Annotated in this window: 18 protein-coding genes; 4 read left to right on the top strand and 14 right to left on the bottom strand. The window is 64.5% G+C overall.

The window, feature by feature from the left end:
* Positions 1 to 10: 10 nt before the first annotated feature.
* Both VEC01_RS10520 and VEC01_RS10515 read left to right on the top strand, forming a co-directional pair.
* Positions 11 to 883, top strand: a complete 873-nt coding sequence (locus VEC01_RS10520; protein WP_324900767.1) for an SMP-30/gluconolactonase/LRE family protein — start codon at positions 11 to 13, stop codon at positions 881 to 883.
* A gap of 8 nt (positions 884 to 891) precedes the next feature.
* On the top strand, positions 892 to 1785 hold the full coding sequence (locus VEC01_RS10515; RefSeq protein WP_324900766.1) for an aldose 1-epimerase: 894 nt from the start codon (positions 892 to 894) through the stop codon (positions 1783 to 1785).
* Here VEC01_RS10515 and ldcA read toward each other — a convergent pair.
* The 9 genes from ldcA to guaB form a co-directional block, all read right to left on the bottom strand.
* On the bottom strand, positions 1771 to 2685 hold the full coding sequence (gene ldcA / locus VEC01_RS10510) for a muramoyltetrapeptide carboxypeptidase (protein WP_324900765.1): 915 nt from the start codon (positions 2683 to 2685) through the stop codon (positions 1771 to 1773). The genes VEC01_RS10515 and ldcA overlap by 15 nt on opposite strands.
* A 98-nt stretch (positions 2686 to 2783) precedes the next feature.
* Positions 2784 to 3575 carry an esterase/lipase family protein gene (locus tag VEC01_RS10505; RefSeq protein ID WP_414691441.1) on the bottom strand — a complete coding sequence of 264 codons (792 nt, stop codon included), beginning with the start codon at positions 3573 to 3575 and terminating at the stop codon, positions 2784 to 2786.
* Between the two features lie 137 nt (positions 3576 to 3712).
* Positions 3713 to 4633, bottom strand: a complete 921-nt coding sequence (locus tag VEC01_RS10500; RefSeq protein ID WP_324900763.1) for an alpha/beta hydrolase — start codon at positions 4631 to 4633, stop codon at positions 3713 to 3715.
* Between the two features lie 185 nt (positions 4634 to 4818).
* Positions 4819 to 5322, bottom strand: a complete 504-nt coding sequence (tadA, locus tag VEC01_RS10495; RefSeq protein ID WP_324900762.1) for a tRNA adenosine(34) deaminase TadA — start codon at positions 5320 to 5322, stop codon at positions 4819 to 4821.
* Entirely contained in the window at positions 5315 to 5761 is a 447-nt protein-coding gene (gene queD / locus VEC01_RS10490) for a 6-carboxytetrahydropterin synthase QueD (RefSeq protein ID WP_324900761.1), read from the bottom strand. Before queD ends, tadA begins: the two co-directional genes overlap by 8 nt.
* Positions 5762 to 5766: 5 nt before the next feature.
* A complete protein-coding gene (gene queE, locus VEC01_RS10485; protein ID WP_324900760.1) occupies positions 5767 to 6402 on the bottom strand; it encodes a 7-carboxy-7-deazaguanine synthase in 636 nt (211 codons plus the stop codon).
* A 91-nt stretch (positions 6403 to 6493) separates the two neighbouring features.
* Positions 6494 to 8074 (bottom strand): glutamine-hydrolyzing GMP synthase, encoded by a 1581-nt coding sequence (gene guaA, locus VEC01_RS10480; protein WP_324900759.1) that lies wholly within the window; start codon positions 8072 to 8074, stop codon positions 6494 to 6496.
* Between the two features lie 17 nt (positions 8075 to 8091).
* Positions 8092 to 9123: a sensor domain-containing diguanylate cyclase gene (locus tag VEC01_RS10475; RefSeq protein ID WP_324900758.1), complete on the bottom strand. Its 1032-nt coding sequence runs from the start codon at positions 9121 to 9123 to the stop codon at positions 8092 to 8094.
* Between the two features lie 33 nt (positions 9124 to 9156).
* Entirely contained in the window at positions 9157 to 10617 is a 1461-nt protein-coding gene (guaB, locus tag VEC01_RS10470) for an IMP dehydrogenase (RefSeq protein ID WP_324900757.1), read from the bottom strand.
* A gap of 151 nt (positions 10618 to 10768) precedes the next feature.
* Here guaB and VEC01_RS10465 point away from each other — a divergent pair, with 151 nt between their 5' ends.
* Positions 10769 to 11287: a DUF4124 domain-containing protein gene (locus VEC01_RS10465; protein ID WP_324900756.1), complete on the top strand. Its 519-nt coding sequence runs from the start codon at positions 10769 to 10771 to the stop codon at positions 11285 to 11287.
* Between the two features lie 15 nt (positions 11288 to 11302).
* Here the strand turns inward: VEC01_RS10465 and VEC01_RS10460 are convergent, their stop codons facing one another.
* Together VEC01_RS10460 and VEC01_RS10455 are read right to left on the bottom strand one after the other, a co-directional pair.
* Complete coding sequence (locus tag VEC01_RS10460; RefSeq protein WP_324900755.1) at positions 11303 to 11599, bottom strand: RnfH family protein; 297 nt, start codon at positions 11597 to 11599, stop codon at positions 11303 to 11305.
* The gene (locus tag VEC01_RS10455) at positions 11592 to 12023 is read right to left on the bottom strand and encodes a type II toxin-antitoxin system RatA family toxin (protein ID WP_324900754.1); all 432 of its coding nucleotides are present in this window, start codon (positions 12021 to 12023) and stop codon (positions 11592 to 11594) included. The genes VEC01_RS10460 and VEC01_RS10455 overlap by 8 nt, the downstream gene beginning before the upstream one ends.
* 66 nt (positions 12024 to 12089) lie before the next feature.
* Here VEC01_RS10455 and smpB point away from each other — a divergent pair, with 66 nt between their 5' ends.
* A complete protein-coding gene (smpB, locus tag VEC01_RS10450) occupies positions 12090 to 12539 on the top strand; it encodes an SsrA-binding protein SmpB (RefSeq protein WP_324900753.1) in 450 nt (149 codons plus the stop codon).
* A gap of 111 nt (positions 12540 to 12650) precedes the next feature.
* Here the strand turns inward: smpB and VEC01_RS10445 are convergent, their stop codons facing one another.
* The 3 genes from VEC01_RS10445 to ppsA all read right to left on the bottom strand — a co-directional run bounded on the left by VEC01_RS10445 (position 12651) and on the right by ppsA (position 16720).
* Positions 12651 to 13577, bottom strand: coding sequence for a stomatin-like protein (locus VEC01_RS10445; protein WP_324900752.1), 927 nt, complete (start codon positions 13575 to 13577; stop codon positions 12651 to 12653).
* A 9-nt stretch (positions 13578 to 13586) separates the two neighbouring features.
* Entirely contained in the window at positions 13587 to 14039 is a 453-nt protein-coding gene (locus tag VEC01_RS10440; protein ID WP_324900751.1) for an NfeD family protein, read from the bottom strand.
* A 254-nt stretch (positions 14040 to 14293) separates the two neighbouring features.
* Entirely contained in the window at positions 14294 to 16720 is a 2427-nt protein-coding gene (ppsA, locus tag VEC01_RS10435; RefSeq protein WP_324900750.1) for a phosphoenolpyruvate synthase, read from the bottom strand.
* Between the last annotated feature and the right edge of the window lie 93 nt (positions 16721 to 16813).

The raw sequence follows: 16813 nt of genomic DNA, 5'->3' as shown, positions 1-16813 counted from the left end.
GGAGGCAGACATGAGAGCGCCAGAATGCGTATGGGATGCGCGCGCCCGACTCGGGGAAGGCGCGCTGTGGTCGGCCCGGGAACAGGCGCTGTACTGGGTCGATATCCTCGGCCACAGGCTGCACCGTTATTCGCCGGCCCAGGGGCGGCGCACCTGGCAGTTCGACGAGGAAGTGTCCGCGGTGGCGGAACGCGCCGCGGTCGACGGCCTGATCATGACGCGGCGCCACGGCTTCGCCGGATTCAATCCGGCCACGGAAGAAATCGCGCAGCTGGCCCGGATCGAGGCGGACATTCCCTCCAACCGCTTCAACGACGGCAAATGCGACCGGCAGGGGCGGTTCTGGGCCGGCACCATGGATTTCGCCTGCAAGGAAGCCAGCGGATCGCTCTACCGGCTGACCCCGGATCTCCAGTGCCGCCAGATGGACAGCGGCTACGTCGTCACCAATGGTCCCGCCTGGTCAGCGGACTGGCGCACGATGTACCACAACGACAGCGTCAACGGCCGGGTGTATGCATTCGACTTCGACCTGGAGTCGGGCGAGCTGTCGAACAAGAGGCTGTTCCTGCAGTTCAGCCCGGAGGACGGCTCGCCGGACGGCATGACTACCGATGCCGACGGCGGCCTCTGGATTGCGCACTGGGGGGCGAGCATGGTCACGCGGCACGATCCGCAAGGAAAGATACTGCAAACCATCGAGCTGCCTTGCAGCCAGGTGACCAGCTGCGCCTTCGGCGGCCCGGACCTGAGAACGCTCTACATCACGACGGCGGCCGACGGCCTGTCGCCGCAGCAATTGGAACGCGAGCCGCTCGCCGGCGGTCTATTTGCGCTGGAAACCGACATTGCCGGTTTGCCCGCCAACCTGTTCCGTGGATGAGCGTTCACATGACTTCCGAAATCCTTACCCTGGAAAACGACCAGCAGAGGTTGCAGCTGGCGCCCACGATGGGCGGCAGCGTCACCGCCTGGGACTGGAAGATCGACGGCAAGCCCGGGCCGGTATTCCGCCCCTGGGATGGCGTCTGCGGCGACCGCTATACGCTGGCTTGTTTCCCGCTGGTCCCGTGGTCGAACCGCATCACCGGCGGCGGGTTCGAATTCGGCGGCAAGTTTTACCAGATCCGCGCCAACCGCACGGAAGAGCATTATCCGATCCATGGCAACGGCTGGCTGCAGATGTGGAACGTGGCGGAACGGGAGGATAACCGGATCAAGCTGGCGCTGGAGTCGCGCGGCTTCGATGCCACGCCTTACCACTATCGCAGCACGGAAACCTTTCTGCTGCTGCCGGACGGCCTGCAGATCGACCTCACGGTGACCAACCTCGGCACGGAAACGCTGCCGTTCGGACTGGGATTGCATCCCTACTTCGTGCGCAACAGCGACACGCGGCTGATGTTCAAGGCCTCCGGCGTCTGGCTGCCGGGCGATGACCCGATCCCGGTGCAGCATGCGACGGCTTTCCCGCCGACCTGGGACTACAACAACTTCGCGCCGCTGGAAGGGCCGATGATCGATGCCTGCTATACCGGCTGGAACGGGAAATCGGTCGTCGACTATCCGGACCGCGGCTTTTCGGTGACGATGGTGATGCCCGATTGTAACGGCTATACGCTGTTCTACCGGCCGCCCGATCTCGATTTTTTCTGCATCGAACCGATCACGCATCCGATCGACGCCTTCCACATGCCGGACCAGCCCGGTCTCGCCTATCTCACGCACGGCGACAGCTTTGCGCTGCGCGCGAAATTCCTGGTTGGTCCGTCAGCAAGTCGCTAGCGACTTATAGCCGCGCATCTCGAGCGTCGCCGCCCGGCCGTCGCACACCAGCCGCGCGCGGCTCCCCACGGCCAGCGTCGCCTTGTCGCGGATGTGCCCGAAAGGCAGCCCGGCCAGGATCGGCACGCCGATGCGCTCGCGCAGGTACGTCAGCATCGCGTCGATGCCGTAGCCGTTATCGTAGGACGTGAGCGGGCCGCCGGAAAAATCGCCGAGCACGATCGCCTTCTGGTCGAGCAGCCCCGCGTACAGCATCTGCAACAGCATCCGTTCGATGCGGTACGGGTGCTCGTTGACGTCTTCGAGGAACAGGATGCCGCCGTCCACGCGCGGCATCCATGGCGTGCCGATCAGGTGGGTGAGCATGGTCAGGTTGCCGCCCCACAGCACGCCCTCGGCTTCCAGCGCGCAGCCGCCCGGCGTCTCGAAGGCGATCACATGCGACGGCCCCTTCAGGCAGCTCCAGAAGTGGTCCAGCGTGAAGTCGCTCGGGTCGTCGCGCGAATAGTCGATGCACACCATGGGCCCGGCAAAGCTGGCCGCGCCGCGCGCCAGCAGCGCCATGTGCAGCGCGGTGAAATCGCTGTGCCCGACGAACAGCTTGCCGCAAGCCGCCAGCAGGTCGAGATCCAGCGCCGGCAGGATGCGCGACAGGCCGTATCCGCCGCGCACCGCCATCACCATCTGCGCGTCCGGATCGCGCGCCGCCGCATGCAGCTGCTTCACGCGTTCCTCGTCACAACCGCCGAAGCGCTGGTGCTTCAGCGACGGCACATAGTACTCGCGGATGTCGCATCCGGCCGCGCGCAGGCGATCGAGGCCGCGGCCGTAGGCGGCTTCGTCCGGCGCATAACCGCTCGGCGCAACGATCGCCACGCAGGTCTGGACGTTGTTTTCCATTCAATGGTCTTCCGGTGCTCGGGAAACGTCTATTGTAGTCAAAACGAAGCCGCCGTCCGCGGGAATTGCGGACGGCGGCGCATATGGGGGCGGGGTGCTCAGAAGCCGTCGAAACGGCCCCGGCGATGCGGATCGAGATACAACAGCCGCTTCAGGCCCTTGATGCCGTTGCGGTCGAAGCGCTGCCACTGCCCCTCGGGCTGGGCAAGCCGGTCCGCCACTGCGTACAGCGCGGTCGGATTCATGCCCATGCCGAGATGGCTGGCGTGCACTTCGATATTCTCCGACCGCTCGGTTTCCCGCTCGATGCAGCACTTCCAGGCGACCACGCCGTCGGTGCGGCTGAGGATCGAGGTGGTGGGCACCGGCGGCGTGCGCTTCAGCGTCGTCAGGCGCGGGTCGTCCTCGACGCGCTGGCCGCTGGCGAATTCGTACAGGCGCCATGCATTGGTCGCCTTAGGATGGCCGCTGAACGGCGTACCGAGCGTGATCACGGTGCGCACGTGATCCGGCAGTTCCTTCGCGATTTCGCGCGCATAGATGCCGCCCAGGCTCCATCCGACCAGGCTCACCTTGCGTCCGTGCTCGCGATGCAGCTGCCGCACGCGCTGCATGCAGGCTTCGATCACGCCGGGCCGCGGACCGCGGTTCAGGCCCTGCTCCCATGCAAAGGTCGCGTAGCCGCGATCCTTCAGAAAATTACGCAGCACCAGGGTGGTCATGTCGCCCGTGGCCAGGCCCGGGAACACCACCACCGGATGGCCGTCGCCCACCGGCGCGCGCTTCAGCACCGGCAGGGTGAGCAGCGAGGCCCACAGCTCCCACGGTGCGCGGCCCTCGAGCGCGAGCAGGAACCAGCCCGGCGCCCGGGGCTCTTCCTCGCCCTGCATTGCATTCTCCACGGACTTCAGGTCAGCCGCGGTTCTCCTGAAATTCAGCAATTGTGCAATCACGTTCTTCTCCCGACAGTGGTTGATCAAGCGTGGCGCACGGGCTGCGTCCTCCGTTCCGCGCCGAGGCAGCGGAGTTACCCGGCCGATGCCCGCCGCGCCTGCTGCGCCTGCATGCCCTTGCAGTGAGCGGCGATCAGGCCGGACAGTTCCCCGTCGAGCGCGGGCGGGAAGTCATGACCCATGCCGGGAACCTCGTGCAGGACCGCGCCGCTCACGAGGCGCGCGATGTCGCGGCCGCATACCACCGGCACCAGCGGATCATCGGTGCCGTGGATGACCAGCGTCGGCACCTTGATCGTGCGCAGCAGCGCCCCCTGGTCGCCGGACGATGCCACCGCGACGATCTGGCGCGCGGTCCCGCGCGGGCATACGTTGCGCCTCACGCTTTGCGCGACGCGCCGGCGCAGTTCGGCCTCGGGCGTCGGATAGCCCGGGCTGCCGATCACCCTGAACAGGCGGACGAAATGATCGATCACGCTGTTGATGTCGCGCGGGTTCGCCGGCTGCGAAAACAATGCCTGGCTGGCCGCCATCGTCGGACCCGGCAGTCCCGGCCGGCCGCTGGTCGTCATGATCGAGGTCAGCGTCAGCACGCGTTCCGGATAGCGTCCCGCCATGATCTGGCCGATCATGCCGCCCATGGATGCGCCGACGACATGCGCCCTGTCGATGCCCAGTGCGTCGAGCAGGCAGACGCCGTCCCTGGCCATGTCGTACAGCGTGTAGCCGGAAAACAGCGGCATGTGGAACAGCGACTTGAAGAACGCCATCTGCAGGTTCGGCTTGCCGAACTGATCCATCTTCGTCGACAGCCCGCTGTCGCGGTTGTCGAAACGGACCACCCGGAACCCCTGGTCGACCAGCCCCTTGCAGAACGCATCCGGCCAGGAAATCAGCTGCAGTCCGAGTCCCGCGATCAGCAGCACGGCCTCACCCTGCGGATCACCCTGTACGTCGTATGCCAGCTTGATGCCGTTGGCCTCGATGGTAGGCAATTTATTCCCTTTCAACATTGCATTGCAGCTGCATTCCTGCGGCGCGGCTATCGCACTGCAGCAATCGGCGTGCCTGCCTGGCCGCCCATAGTATTTCTTCGATTGATACCGGATTTCACTGCAAGGAAAACAACGCGGATGTAATTTCCGCACGTTGGGGTGGAAAATTTTCCTCTAAGCGGTCTTCAGTCACGCGTGGTGCCGGTGGCCTGATCGATCAGCTTTTGCGCGGCGCGCCGGCGTTCCGCGAAAAAGCGCTTGAGCAAGGTGGAGCATTCGTCGGCCAGCACGCCGCCCAGCACTTCGGTATGGTGGTTGAGCTTTTCCTGCTCGAAAAGATTGACGACCGAACCGCAGGCGCCGGTCTTGGGGTCGGGCGCGCCATAGACCACACGCGCCAGTCTCGCGTGCATCATTGCGCCGGAGCACATTGCGCAAGGCTCGAGCGTGACGAACAGCTCGCAACCGGGCAGCCGGTAGTTGCCGAGGATGTTCGCCGCGGCGCGCAGCGCCATGATTTCCGCATGGGCCGTCGGATCGTGGGTGCCGATCGGCTGGTTGAAGCCGGTGGCAACCACTTCGCCATCCTTCACCACGACGGCGCCGACCGGCACCTCGCCCAGCGCCCACGCGTTATGCGCCTGCGACAGCGCCTGCTGCATGAAGATGGCGTCGCGCGTCTCAGTCATCGGTAATCTCGGCCCAGCAGTTCGGCGTTTCATGCAGCACCAGCTTGTGCAGGCGCAGTCCGGTGCCGTAGCGGTCCAGGTATGCTGCCTTCAGGATGCCGAAGGCGGTGCGCGCGAGATTCTCCACGGTCGGGATGCAGTCGATGATCACCGTCTTGTGGCCGGGGATGCTCTCGAGGAATTCGCGCACGACGGTGTCTTTCGCATAGGCGATGAAGGCATGGTCCCAGACGTCGACCAGGTGCTGCTTCGCCAGCGCCTTGACATCGGAAAAGTCCATGATCATGCCGTTGTCGGAACTGCCTTCTTCGCGGATCACTTCGCCTACCAGCGTGATTTCAAGGGTGTAGCGATGACCGTGCAGGTTGCGGCACTGGCTCTTGTGGTCGGGAATGCGATGGCCGGCGTCGAATTCAAGCTTGCGGGTGATAGTCAGCATGGTGTTTAAGGTATGTTCAGCAGCTTGTGGGTCTGCACGCTCAGTTTCCACTTCGGGTTGTTCTTGCACAGGTCGATCGCCAGCCGCGTGTTGCGCGCCGCGTCCGGGCCGTCCATCGGCTGCAGGTAGAAATGCGCGAACGCCAGCGACTCGTACTCCTCGAGGCGCTGGTTGTCCTGCGGGACCACGACCTTCAGCTCGCTGCCCTTCCTGACAACCAGCTCCGCGCCGGCTTTCGGGCTGACGCACACCCAGTCCACGCCCTGCGGCACCGGGAGGGTGCCGTTGGTTTCGATCGCGATCTCGAAGCCGCGCGCATGCATCGCGGCGATCAGCGCCGCGTCGAGCTGCAGCAACGGCTCGCCGCCGGTAAACACGACGAACTTGCTGGCGGCATAAGAGGCCGGCCACAGGGCGTCGATCGCCGCCGCCAGGTTGTCGCTGCCGGCATACTTGCCGCCGCGTTCGCCGTCGGTGCCGACGAAATCGGTATCGCAGAACCGGCACACCGCACCGGCCCGGTCGCTTTCGCGCCCGCTCCAGAGGTTGCAGCCGGAAAAGCGGCAAAACACCGCCGGCCGCCCGGCATGGGTGCCCTCGCCCTGCAAGGTATAGAAAATCTCTTTGACGCTGTAAGTCACTTTACGCTTCCGGATCGCAGGCGCGGCGGAACGCCGCGATGCCTGCGGCATGCGGCTGCCTGACTGCGGTTAAGACGTTGTCGGGTGGGGCTTATTCCCACTCGATCGTTGCCGGCGGCTTGCCGGAGATGTCGTACACCACGCGGTTCAGCCCGCGCACTTCGTTGATGATGCGGTTGGACACCTTGCCCAGCAAGTCGTGCGGCAGGTGCGCCCAGTGCGCCGTCATGAAGTCCTGGGTCTGCACCGCGCGCAGCGCCACCACATAGTCGTAGGTGCGGCCGTCGCCCATCACGCCCACCGACTTGACCGGCAGGAAGACCGCGAACGCCTGGCTGGTCTTGTCGTACCAGGAACGGCCTTCGGCGTCGGTCGCGGCGCGCAATTCCTCGATGAAGATCGCATCCGCGCGGCGCAGCAGGTCGGCGTATTCCTTCTTCACTTCGCCCAGAATGCGCACACCGAGGCCCGGCCCCGGGAACGGGTGGCGGTACACCATGTCGTGCGGCAGGCCGAGCGCCACGCCAAGTTCGCGCACCTCGTCCTTGAACAGTTCGCGCAGCGGTTCGAGCAGCTTCAGGTTGAGCGTCTCCGGCAGGCCGCCGACGTTGTGGTGGCTCTTGATGGTATGCGCGGTCTTCTTGCCCTTGCCGGCGCTTTCGATCACGTCCGGGTAGATCGTGCCCTGCGCCAGCCACTTCGCATTCTTCAGCTTGCCGGCCTCGGCCTGGAACACTTCGACGAACTCGCGGCCGATGATCTTGCGCTTTGCCTCCGGGTCGGTGACGCCGGCCAGCTTGCCCATGAACTGTTCGGTCGCGTCCACGCGGATCACCTTCACGCCGAGGTTCTTGCCGAACATGTTCATCACCATCTCGCCTTCGTTCAGGCGCAACAGGCCGTGGTCGACGAACACGCAGGTGAGCTGGTCGCCGATCGCGCGGTGGATCAGCGCCGCCGCCACACTGCTGTCGACGCCGCCCGACAGGCCGAGGATCACTTCCTCGTTGCCGACCTGCTTGCGGATCGCCTCGACCGCTTCGGAGATGTAGTCGGGCATGTTCCAGTCCGACTTGCAGCCGCAGATCTCGTGCACGAAACGGCCGAGGATAGCCTTGCCCTGCACGGTATGGGTGACTTCCGGGTGGAACTGCACCGCATACAGCTTGCGCTCCTCGTCGGCCATCGCCGCGATGGGGCAGTTGTCGGTCGATGCCATCAGCTTGAAGCCGGGCGGCATCTCGATGATCTTGTCGCCATGGCTCATCCATACCTTCAGCATGCCGTGGCCTTCCGCGGTGACGAAATCTGCAATGCCGTTCAGCAGCGCGGTATGGCCGCGGGCGCGCACTTCCGCATAGCCGAACTCGCGCACCTTGCCCATCTCGACCTTGCCGCCGAGCTGCTCGGCCATCGTCTGCATGCCGTAGCAGATACCGAGCACCGGCACGCCGGCCTCGAACACCGCTTTCGGCGCACGCGGCGTGTCGCCTTCGGTGACCGAGTTCGGCCCGCCCGACAGAATGATGCCGGCGGCGCCGTAATTGCGCACGAAGTCGTCGCTGACATCGTAGGGATAGACCTCGGAGAAGACGCCTGCCTCGCGCACGCGGCGGGCGATCAGCTGGGTGACCTGGGAACCGAAATCGAGAATGAGGATTTTAGAGTGCATGGGATGTGCTTCAAATTTCAGGATAAATCGGGAGTCGCGTTGACGACGCGGTTGCGCCCGGCGTCCTTGGCCGCGTAAAGCGCCATGTCGGCGCGGCTGATCAGTTCTTCGGTGGTCGCGGTCGGGAACACGTCGGTCGACGCGACGCCGGCGCTGAGCGTCAGATGCAGCGTCGCGCCGCCGATCACTTCCGGCTGCGACGCCACCGCTGCGCGCATGCGCTCGGCCACCGTCATCGCCGTCTTGTGCGATGAACCGGGCAGCACGATCAGGAATTCCTCGCCGCCGTACCGTCCCAGCGCTTCCTGCGGCCGGATGCAGGAGCGCAGCCGGCTGGCGACTTTCACCAGCACCGCGTCACCCGCCGGATGGCCGTAGGTGTCGTTGATCTTCTTGAAGTAATCCAGGTCGGCGACAATCAGCGACAGCGGCACGCCCGCCTTGTCGCAACGGATCGCTTCGATCGTCAGGATGCGCATGATCGCACCCCGGTTCCAGGTACCGATCAGCGGATCGATCAGCGACTTGCGGCGCAGGTTCTTGTTCTTCTTCTCGAGGTCGAGCTGCGAGGCGGACAGCGAACGCAGTTCGAGCTCGCGCTCGACCAGCGCGGCGAGGTCGGCCAGCAGCTGCTTCTCGCCTTCGCGGAATGCGGCTCGCGGCGCATAGTCAAGCAGGCAGATGCGGCCGGCGACCGACTTGTCCATGTTGCAGACCGGGTGCGACGCGAAGAAGCGGATATACGGGCTGCCGGCGACGCGGCGGTGCGCCGCGAACGGTTTGTAGCGGCTGGTGTCGGTGACCGCGAACGCCTCGTTCGGCACTTGCACCTCGTGGCAGAACGCGGTCTCGATCGCCTCCATCGAACCGTCGCCTTCCGCCGCTGGCGCCGGTGCATTCCCGAGCACGATCACGCAGTTGGCGACATCGAACAGCGTCTTGCCGATGCGGCGAATGCGCAGCATCGGCTGGTCGGCCTGCTGCGCGTCCGCTTCAGGCTGCAAGGCAATCGCCTGGCTGCCCGCCCGCACCGCGCTGCCCGCGTTCATGGATGCGCCACCTGGTTCATGCGGTCGCCGCGCTCAGTCCGCACGGTAGTTCGGCGCTTCCTTCGTGATCTGCACGTCGTGCACATGCGATTCGCGCATGCCCGCCGAAGTGATTTCCACGAATTCAGCCTTCTCGCGCAGTTCGTCGATGGTCGCGCAGCCGCAGTAACCCATCGAGGAGCGCACGCCGCCGACCAGCTGGTAAATGATCGCCAGCACGCTGCCTTTGTACGGCACGCGGCCTTCGATACCTTCGGGAACCAGTTTGTCCGCATTGTTCGCCGAATCCTGGAAGTAGCGGTCGGCGGACCCTTCCGACATCGCGCCCAGGCTGCCCATGCCCCGGTAGGACTTGTAGCTGCGGCCCTGGTACAGAATCACCTCGCCCGGCGCCTCTTCGGTGCCGGCGAACATGCTGCCCATCATCACGCTCGACGCGCCGGCGGCCAGCGCCTTTGCCACGTCGCCCGAGAAGCGGATGCCGCCGTCGGCGATGCAGGGAATGCCGGTGCCCTCGAGCGCGGCCGACACGTTCGAAATCGCGGTGATCTGCGGCACGCCGACGCCGGCCACGATACGGGTCGTGCAGATGGAGCCCGGCCCGATGCCGACCTTGACGCCGTCGGCGCCATGTTCCATCAATGCCCTCGCAGCGGCCGCGGTGGCGATGTTGCCGCCGATGACGTCCACCTGCGGGTAGTTCGACTTGACCCACTTCACGCGGTCCAGCACGCCCTTGGAATGGCCGTGCGCGGTGTCGACGACGATCACGTCGACGCCGGCCTTCACCAGCAGGTCGATGCGTTCGTCATTGTCGGGACCGACGCCGACGGCGGCGCCCACGCGCAGCTTGCCGTGCTCGTCCTTGCAGGCGTTCGGGTGTTCGGTCGCCTTCTGGATATCCTTCACCGTGATCAGGCCGCGCAGCTCGAAGGCGTCGTTCACCACGATCACGCGTTCCAGGCGGTGCTTGTTCATCAGGCGCTTGGCTTCCGACAGGTCCGCGCCCTCCTTCACGACCACCAGCTTCTCGCGCGGCGTCATCTTGGCGCGCACTTCGGCATCCAGCTCTTCCTCGAAACGCAGGTCGCGGTTGGTGATGATGCCGACCACCGTCTTGCCTTCCACCACCGGGAAGCCGCTGATGCCATGCTGCTCCGACAGCGCGATCACGTCGCGGATGCGCATCGTCGGCGGAATCGTGATCGGATCGCGCACCACGCCGGACTCGAAGCGCTTGACCTTCGCCACTTCGCGCGCCTGGTCCTTCGGCTTGAGGTTCTTGTGGACGATGCCGATGCCTCCCTCCTGCGCCATCGCGATCGCCAGCCTCGCCTCGGTGACGGTGTCCATCGCCGCCGACAGCAGCGGAATGTTCAGCGTGATGTTGCGCGTCAGGCGCGTTTTGAGGGAGGTGTCTTTGGGGAGGATGTCCGAATGTGCCGGGACGAGCAGCACGTCATCGAACGTGAGTGCTTTCTGGAGTAGACGCATAGTGATTCCTATAGGCGCAAAAGCGGATTATACAGTAATCCTCCCGGCAAGTCCCTCCCGCGCAAGCCGCGCCGCGCCTGCCCGCGCGCTTCATTGACAGCGACGGCAAAGCATGGCGAAATCCTTCCATGTCCCGGATTCAAGGAAACCCATGAAGCAGCCTCCTCTCAGGCTCCTGGCGGCGGCGGCCGTCATGCTTGCCATCGCCGGCAGCCACCTGCCGGCCGCGGCGCAATATGTCTGGCTCGATGAAAAAGGGACAAGACAATACTCCGACATGCCGCCGCCGCCGTCGGTGCCGGCCAGCCGCATCCTGAAGCAGCCCGGGAAAGCAGTCGCCCCGGCATCCGGTCCCGCAGCCGGGTCCTCGGACGGGAAGCCGGCCTCCGCGCCCGCCCCGGCCGGTGAAATGAGCATCGCCGAGAAGAACGCGGAATTCAAGAAGCGGCGCATGGAACAGGCGGAGAAGGAAAAGAAGGCTGCCGAAGAGGCAAGACTTGCCGCGGAAAAGGCCAAGAATTGCGAACGCGCGCGGGATTACCAGCGGGTGCTGGATGCCGGCGAGCGCGTGGCCCGGATCGACAAGAATGGCGAGCGCGCTTTCTTGACAGACGAGCAACGCGCACAGGAAAGCCGGGACGCCCGGCGCGTGCTGGAAGGCTGCAAGTAGGCGGGCGGCCCGCCGTCACTGCGCCTTCTGCTCTTCCTTTTTCGCTGCCCGCGCGCGACGCGATTCCTTCGGGTCGGCCACTAGCGGCCGATAAATCTCCACCCGGTCGTGCGCGCGCAGCACCGTGTCCAGCGCCTTGAGCTTGCCGTATATCCCGACGCGGTTGCGCGCAAGGTCGATTTCCGGCGCTTCCTGCAACAGGCCGCTGGCGCGGATCGCGGCTTCCACGGTGGCGCCCTCGGCCACCGTTAGTTCCCGCAGCACCTGCCTGTCCGGCCGCGCATAACAGACCTGAACCCGGATCTCAGCCATACACCGTCTCCGCGCGCTTGCAGAAGGAATCGACGAAACTGTTGGCGATCATGTTGAATACCGGCCCGATCACCTGTTCCAGCACCCTGCTGGAAAATTCATAGTGCAGGTCGAACTCGATCTTGCAGGCGTCCGCGCGCAGCGGCTTGAAGGTCCAGGTGCCGTGCAGATGCTTGAACGGCCCTTCCAGCAGGTTCATCGTGATCGAGGCCGGCGCAATGTGGACATTTTCGGTCGAGAAGGTCTGCTTGACGCCGTGGTAGTTGATCTGCAGTGTGGCAACCACCTTTTCGCCTTCGCGCTGGCGCACCTCGGTTCCGCCGCACCACGGCAGGAATTTGGGATAGTCCTCGATGCCGTCGACCAGCGCATACATCTGCTCGGCGCTGTACCCCAGCAATACCGACTTGTGAACCACAGCCATTGGAAATACACCGTTTGTTAGAATACGAGATTGAATTTTAACTGAGCCGCTCTGTTTCCCACATTCATGACGATTGTTGATAATAAAAAAGCCTTCCACGACTACTTCATCGAGGAGCGTTACGAAGCCGGCATGGTGCTACACGGGTGGGAAGTCAAGGCGATTCGCGCCGGTCGCGTGCAGCTGAAGGAAGCCTACGTGATCGTGCGCCAGGGGGAAGTCTTCCTGTTCGGCGCCCATATCAGCCCGCTGCCCACCGCATCGACCCATGTCAACCCCGACCCGGTACGCACCCGCAAGCTGCTGCTCAACGGCGAGGAGATCAAGAAGCTGATCGGCAAGGTCGAACGCTCCGGCTACACGCTGGTGCCGCTGAACCTGCACTACACCAAGGGCCGCATCAAGTGCGAGGTCGGCCTGGCCAAGGGCAAGAAGCAGCACGACAAGCGCGAGAGCGAAAAGCAGCGCGACTGGCAGCGCGAACAGCAGTCGATCATGAAGCAGCACCGGCGCTAGGCGCCCGGCTACGCGCCCGGCGCGCAACGCGCCGGCGAGCGGCCACGCTCGCGACGCGGGGCGCGGTGCCCCGAGGGCGCCGCGGACTGCTGATGCCGCGCCAGCCGGGGCTCAGTTCCCCTTCTGCGACTTCACCACCTGCATCGCCCCCGCGATCAGGCCTCCGATATCGCTCATGTCGGCCGGGATGATCAGCGAGTTGTTGGTCTTTGCGAGCTGGGAGAACGCATTCACGTATTGCTCCGCCACCTTCAGGTTGACCGCATCCGCGCCGCCCGGTTCGCGAATCGCCGCGGCCGTCTTGCGCAGCGCCTCGGCGGTTGCTTCGGCAATCGCCAGGATCGATGCCGCCTGCCCTTGCGCACGGTTGATCGCCGCCTGCTTTTCGCCTTCCGACCGGGCAATCGATGCTTCCCGTTCGCCGTTGGCAATGTTGATCTGCTCCTGCTTGCGCCCTTCGGAAGCCGCGATCAGCGCGCGCTTTTCGCGCTCCGCGGTGATCTGCTGCTGCATCGCATGCAGGATCTCATTGGGCGGCGTCAGGTCCTTGATTTCGTAGCGCAGCACCTTCACGCCCCAATTGGCCGCGGATTCGTCGATCGCATTGACGATCGCGCGGTTGATGTGCTCGCGCTCCTCGAAGGTCTTGTCCAGCTCCATGCGGCCGATCACCGAACGCAGCGTGGTCTGCGCCAGCTGCGTGATGGCGGCAATGTAATTGGACGAGCCGTAGGAGGCGCGCATCGCATCGGTCACCTGGAAATACAGGATGCCGTCGACCTGCAGCTGGGTGTTGTCCTTGGTGATGCAGACCTGGCTGGGCACGTCGAGCGGAATCTCCTTCAGCGAATGCTTGTACGCGATGCGGTCGACGAAAGGCAGCACGATGTTGAGTCCCGGACCAAGCGTCGCGTGATACTTGCCGAGCCGTTCCACCACCCATGCATGCTGCTGCGGCACGACATTGATGGTCTTGATGACAAACACCACCGCGACGATGAAGAGAACCAGGCTGACATTGCCGAACGTGATATCCATTGCGCCTCCTTATCGGTGTTTCGATCCGCTGTTCGCGACGATGAGGCGGTTGCCTCGCACTTCCCGGATTACATGGGCGCCGGGCACTGCCGGCGCGCCCTGCTCCAGTTCCACATCCCACAATGCGCCGCGGTACATCACGCGGGCGGTGCGCACGCCCCCTTCGCCGCCGCTCCAGGCGTCGACCACCAGGGTCTGCCCGATGTCGAGGTTCACATTGGGGTCGCGCCGCGCATCGCTGCGCACAATCCTTCCCCAGCGGCTGCGGCGCAAGCCGAAGGTCGCGAGCACGCCGATCGTCGCGGCCGCCACGAATTGCAGCGGCATTGCGCCGCCGGCCAGCGCGGCTGCGCCGCCAGCGGCAAATCCGATCGCGATCATCAGCAGGTAGAACGTTCCCGTGAACATTTCCACCGCGACCAGCGCTCCCGCCAGCACGAACCACGCGATCCAGTCTGTCATCCCCACCCTCCTTGTCGACAAGGCATTATAAAAACAAAAAGCCCCCGCAGCCGAAGGCATGCGGGGGCGCAATACAGAGGTACTGCTGTTTTTGTTAGTTGTTGTCCGGTCACAAACTGGCTCAAGTCTAATCGAAAACCCTACTGCACAAAATGTTTTAGCTCAGGTTTTTGCCACCTTACAACAGTTCGCAGCAAATAAAAAACGCGGGCGCGGGGCCCGCGTTTTCCCGCTGCGGTACGCACAAGTACCGGTCAACCCGCCGATGCCAGTTTCTGCCAGGTGTCGATCACGGTATCGGGGTTGAGCGAAATCGACGCGATCCCCTCCTTCATCAGCCACTCCGCGAAATCCGGGTGGTCCGAAGGACCCTGGCCGCAGATGCCGATGTACTTGCCCTGCTCGCGGCAAGCCGCGATCGCCTTCGACAACAGCGCCCGCACCGCGTCATCGCGCTCGTCGAAATCCGCTGCCAGCAGTTCCATCCCGGAGTCGCGGTCGAGACCGAGCGTAAGCTGGGTCAGGTCGTTGGAGCCGATCGAGAAACCGTCGAAATACTCGAGGAAGCGTTCCGCGAGGATCGCATTGGACGGCACTTCGCACATCATGATCAGGCGCAAGCCGTTCTCACCCCGCTTCAAGCCGTTGCGCGCCAGCAGGTTGACCACTTTCTCCGCCTGGCCAAGCGTGCGCACGAAGGGCACCATGATCTCGACGTTGGTCAGGCCCATGTCGTTGCGCACCCGCTTCATCGCCTGGCATTCCATCTCGAACGCTTCGGCGAAATCCGCCGCAAGGTAACGTGCCGCGCCGCGGAAGCCGAGCATCGGGTTTTCCTCGTCCGGCTCGTAGCGCGAGCCGCCGATCAGCTTCTTGTACTCGTTGGACTTGAAGTCCGACAGGCGCACGATCACCGGCTTGGGCCAGAACGCCGCGGCAATCGTCGCCACCCCTTCGGCCAGCTTGTCCACATAAAACGCCTTCGGCGACGCATGACCGCGCGCGACCGACTCCACCGCCTTCTTCAGGTCGGGATCGACGCCGGGATACTCAAGGATCGCCTTCGGATGCACGCCGATGTTGTTGTTGATGATGAACTCGAGGCGGGCCAGGCCGACGCCGCCGTTCGGGATCGACTGGAAGTCGAAGGCGAGCTGCGGATTACCCACGTTCATCATGATCTTCAGCGGCAGCGACGGCAGTTCGCCGCGCGACACTTCGGTCACTTCGGTTTCCAGCAGCCCGTCGTAAATCTTGCCTTCGTCGCCTTCCGCGCAGGACACGGTCACCAGCGTGCCGTCCTTCAGCACGTCGGTCGCATTGCCGCAGCCGACCACCGCCGGCACGCCGAGCTCCCGCGCGATGATCGCCGCATGGCAAGTCCGGCCGCCGCGGTTGGTGACGATCGCCGACGCGCGCTTCATCACCGGCTCCCAGTTCGGATCGGTCATGTCGGCCACCAGCACGTCGCCCGGCTGCACCCGTTCCATTTCAGACGGATCGCGGATCACGCGCACCGGGCCGGCGCCGATCTTCTGACCGATCGCGCGGCCGGCGGCGAGCACCGTGCCGCTGCCCTTGAGCTTGAAGCGCTGCTGCGCCTCGTTCGCCTTCTGCTGCGACTTCACCGTTTCCGGCCGCGCCTGCAGGATGTAGAGCTTGCCGTCGCGGCCGTCCTTGCCCCACTCGATGTCCATCGGCCGACCGTAGTGCTTCTCGATGATCACCGCGTACTTCGCCAGTTCGACGATTTCCTGGTCGTTCAGGGAATAGCGGTTGCGCAGTTCGATCGGCACGTCGACCGTCTTCACCGAGCGCCCGGCCTTGGCCTCGCCGGTGAACTCCATCTTGATCAGCTTGGAACCGATGTTGCGGCGGATGATCGGCATCTTGCCCTGTTCCAGCATCGGCTTGTGCACATAGAACTCGTCGGGATTGACCGCGCCCTGCACCACGGTTTCGCCCAGGCCGTAGCTGGACGTGATGAACACGACGTCCTTGAAGCCGGATTCGGTATCGAGGGTAAACATCACGCCGGCGGCGCCGACGTCGGAGCGGACCATGCGCTGCACCCCCGCCGACAAGGCCACTTCCGCGTGGGTGAAGCCCTTGTGCACGCGATAGGAAATCGCGCGGTCGTTGTAGAGGGAGGCGAACACATGCTTGATCGCTTCCAGCACGTTGTCGATGCCGACCACGTTCAGGAAAGTTTCCTGCTGGCCAGCGAAGGAAGCATCCGGCAGGTCTTCGGCGGTCGCCGAAGAGCGTACCGCGAACGACACCTCGGCCGCGGAATCGGCGACGAGCCGCTGGTAGAACTCGCGGATCTCCTGTTCCAGGCGCGGCTGGAACGGCGTGTCGATGATCCACTGGCGGATTTCCGCGCCGGTCGACGCGAGCGCGCGCACGTCGTCGACGTTGAGCGAGGCCAGGCGATCGGCGATGCGCTGCGCCAGCGACGCGCCGCCGTCTTGCGCATGCGACAGGAAATCGCGGAAAGCCTGCGCGGTGGTCGCGAAACCGCCGGGCACGCGCACGCCGGCGCCGGCCAGCTGGCTGATCATTTCGCCGAGTGACGCGTTCTTGCCGCCGACGGACTCGACGTCCGTCATTCTCAGGTTTTCAAATGAAGCTACGTAAGTAGCCCCCTGGGTCGCCCCGGTTGTGACTGCGTTGGACATGACTACCTCTATTTTGATGATGGGAAATCTGCATATGTGCCTTCGCCCTGGCGCTCTTTTTGTTATTCTTCGTGAACGCTGCGTGCTGCCAAT

Source organism: Noviherbaspirillum sp. (genome assembly GCF_035627455.1).
In the GTDB taxonomy this organism is placed as follows: domain Bacteria; phylum Pseudomonadota; class Gammaproteobacteria; order Burkholderiales; family Burkholderiaceae_D; genus Noviherbaspirillum.
Note: the sequence above shows the minus strand (reverse complement) of the source record. Positions and strands in the feature narration are given on the sequence as shown.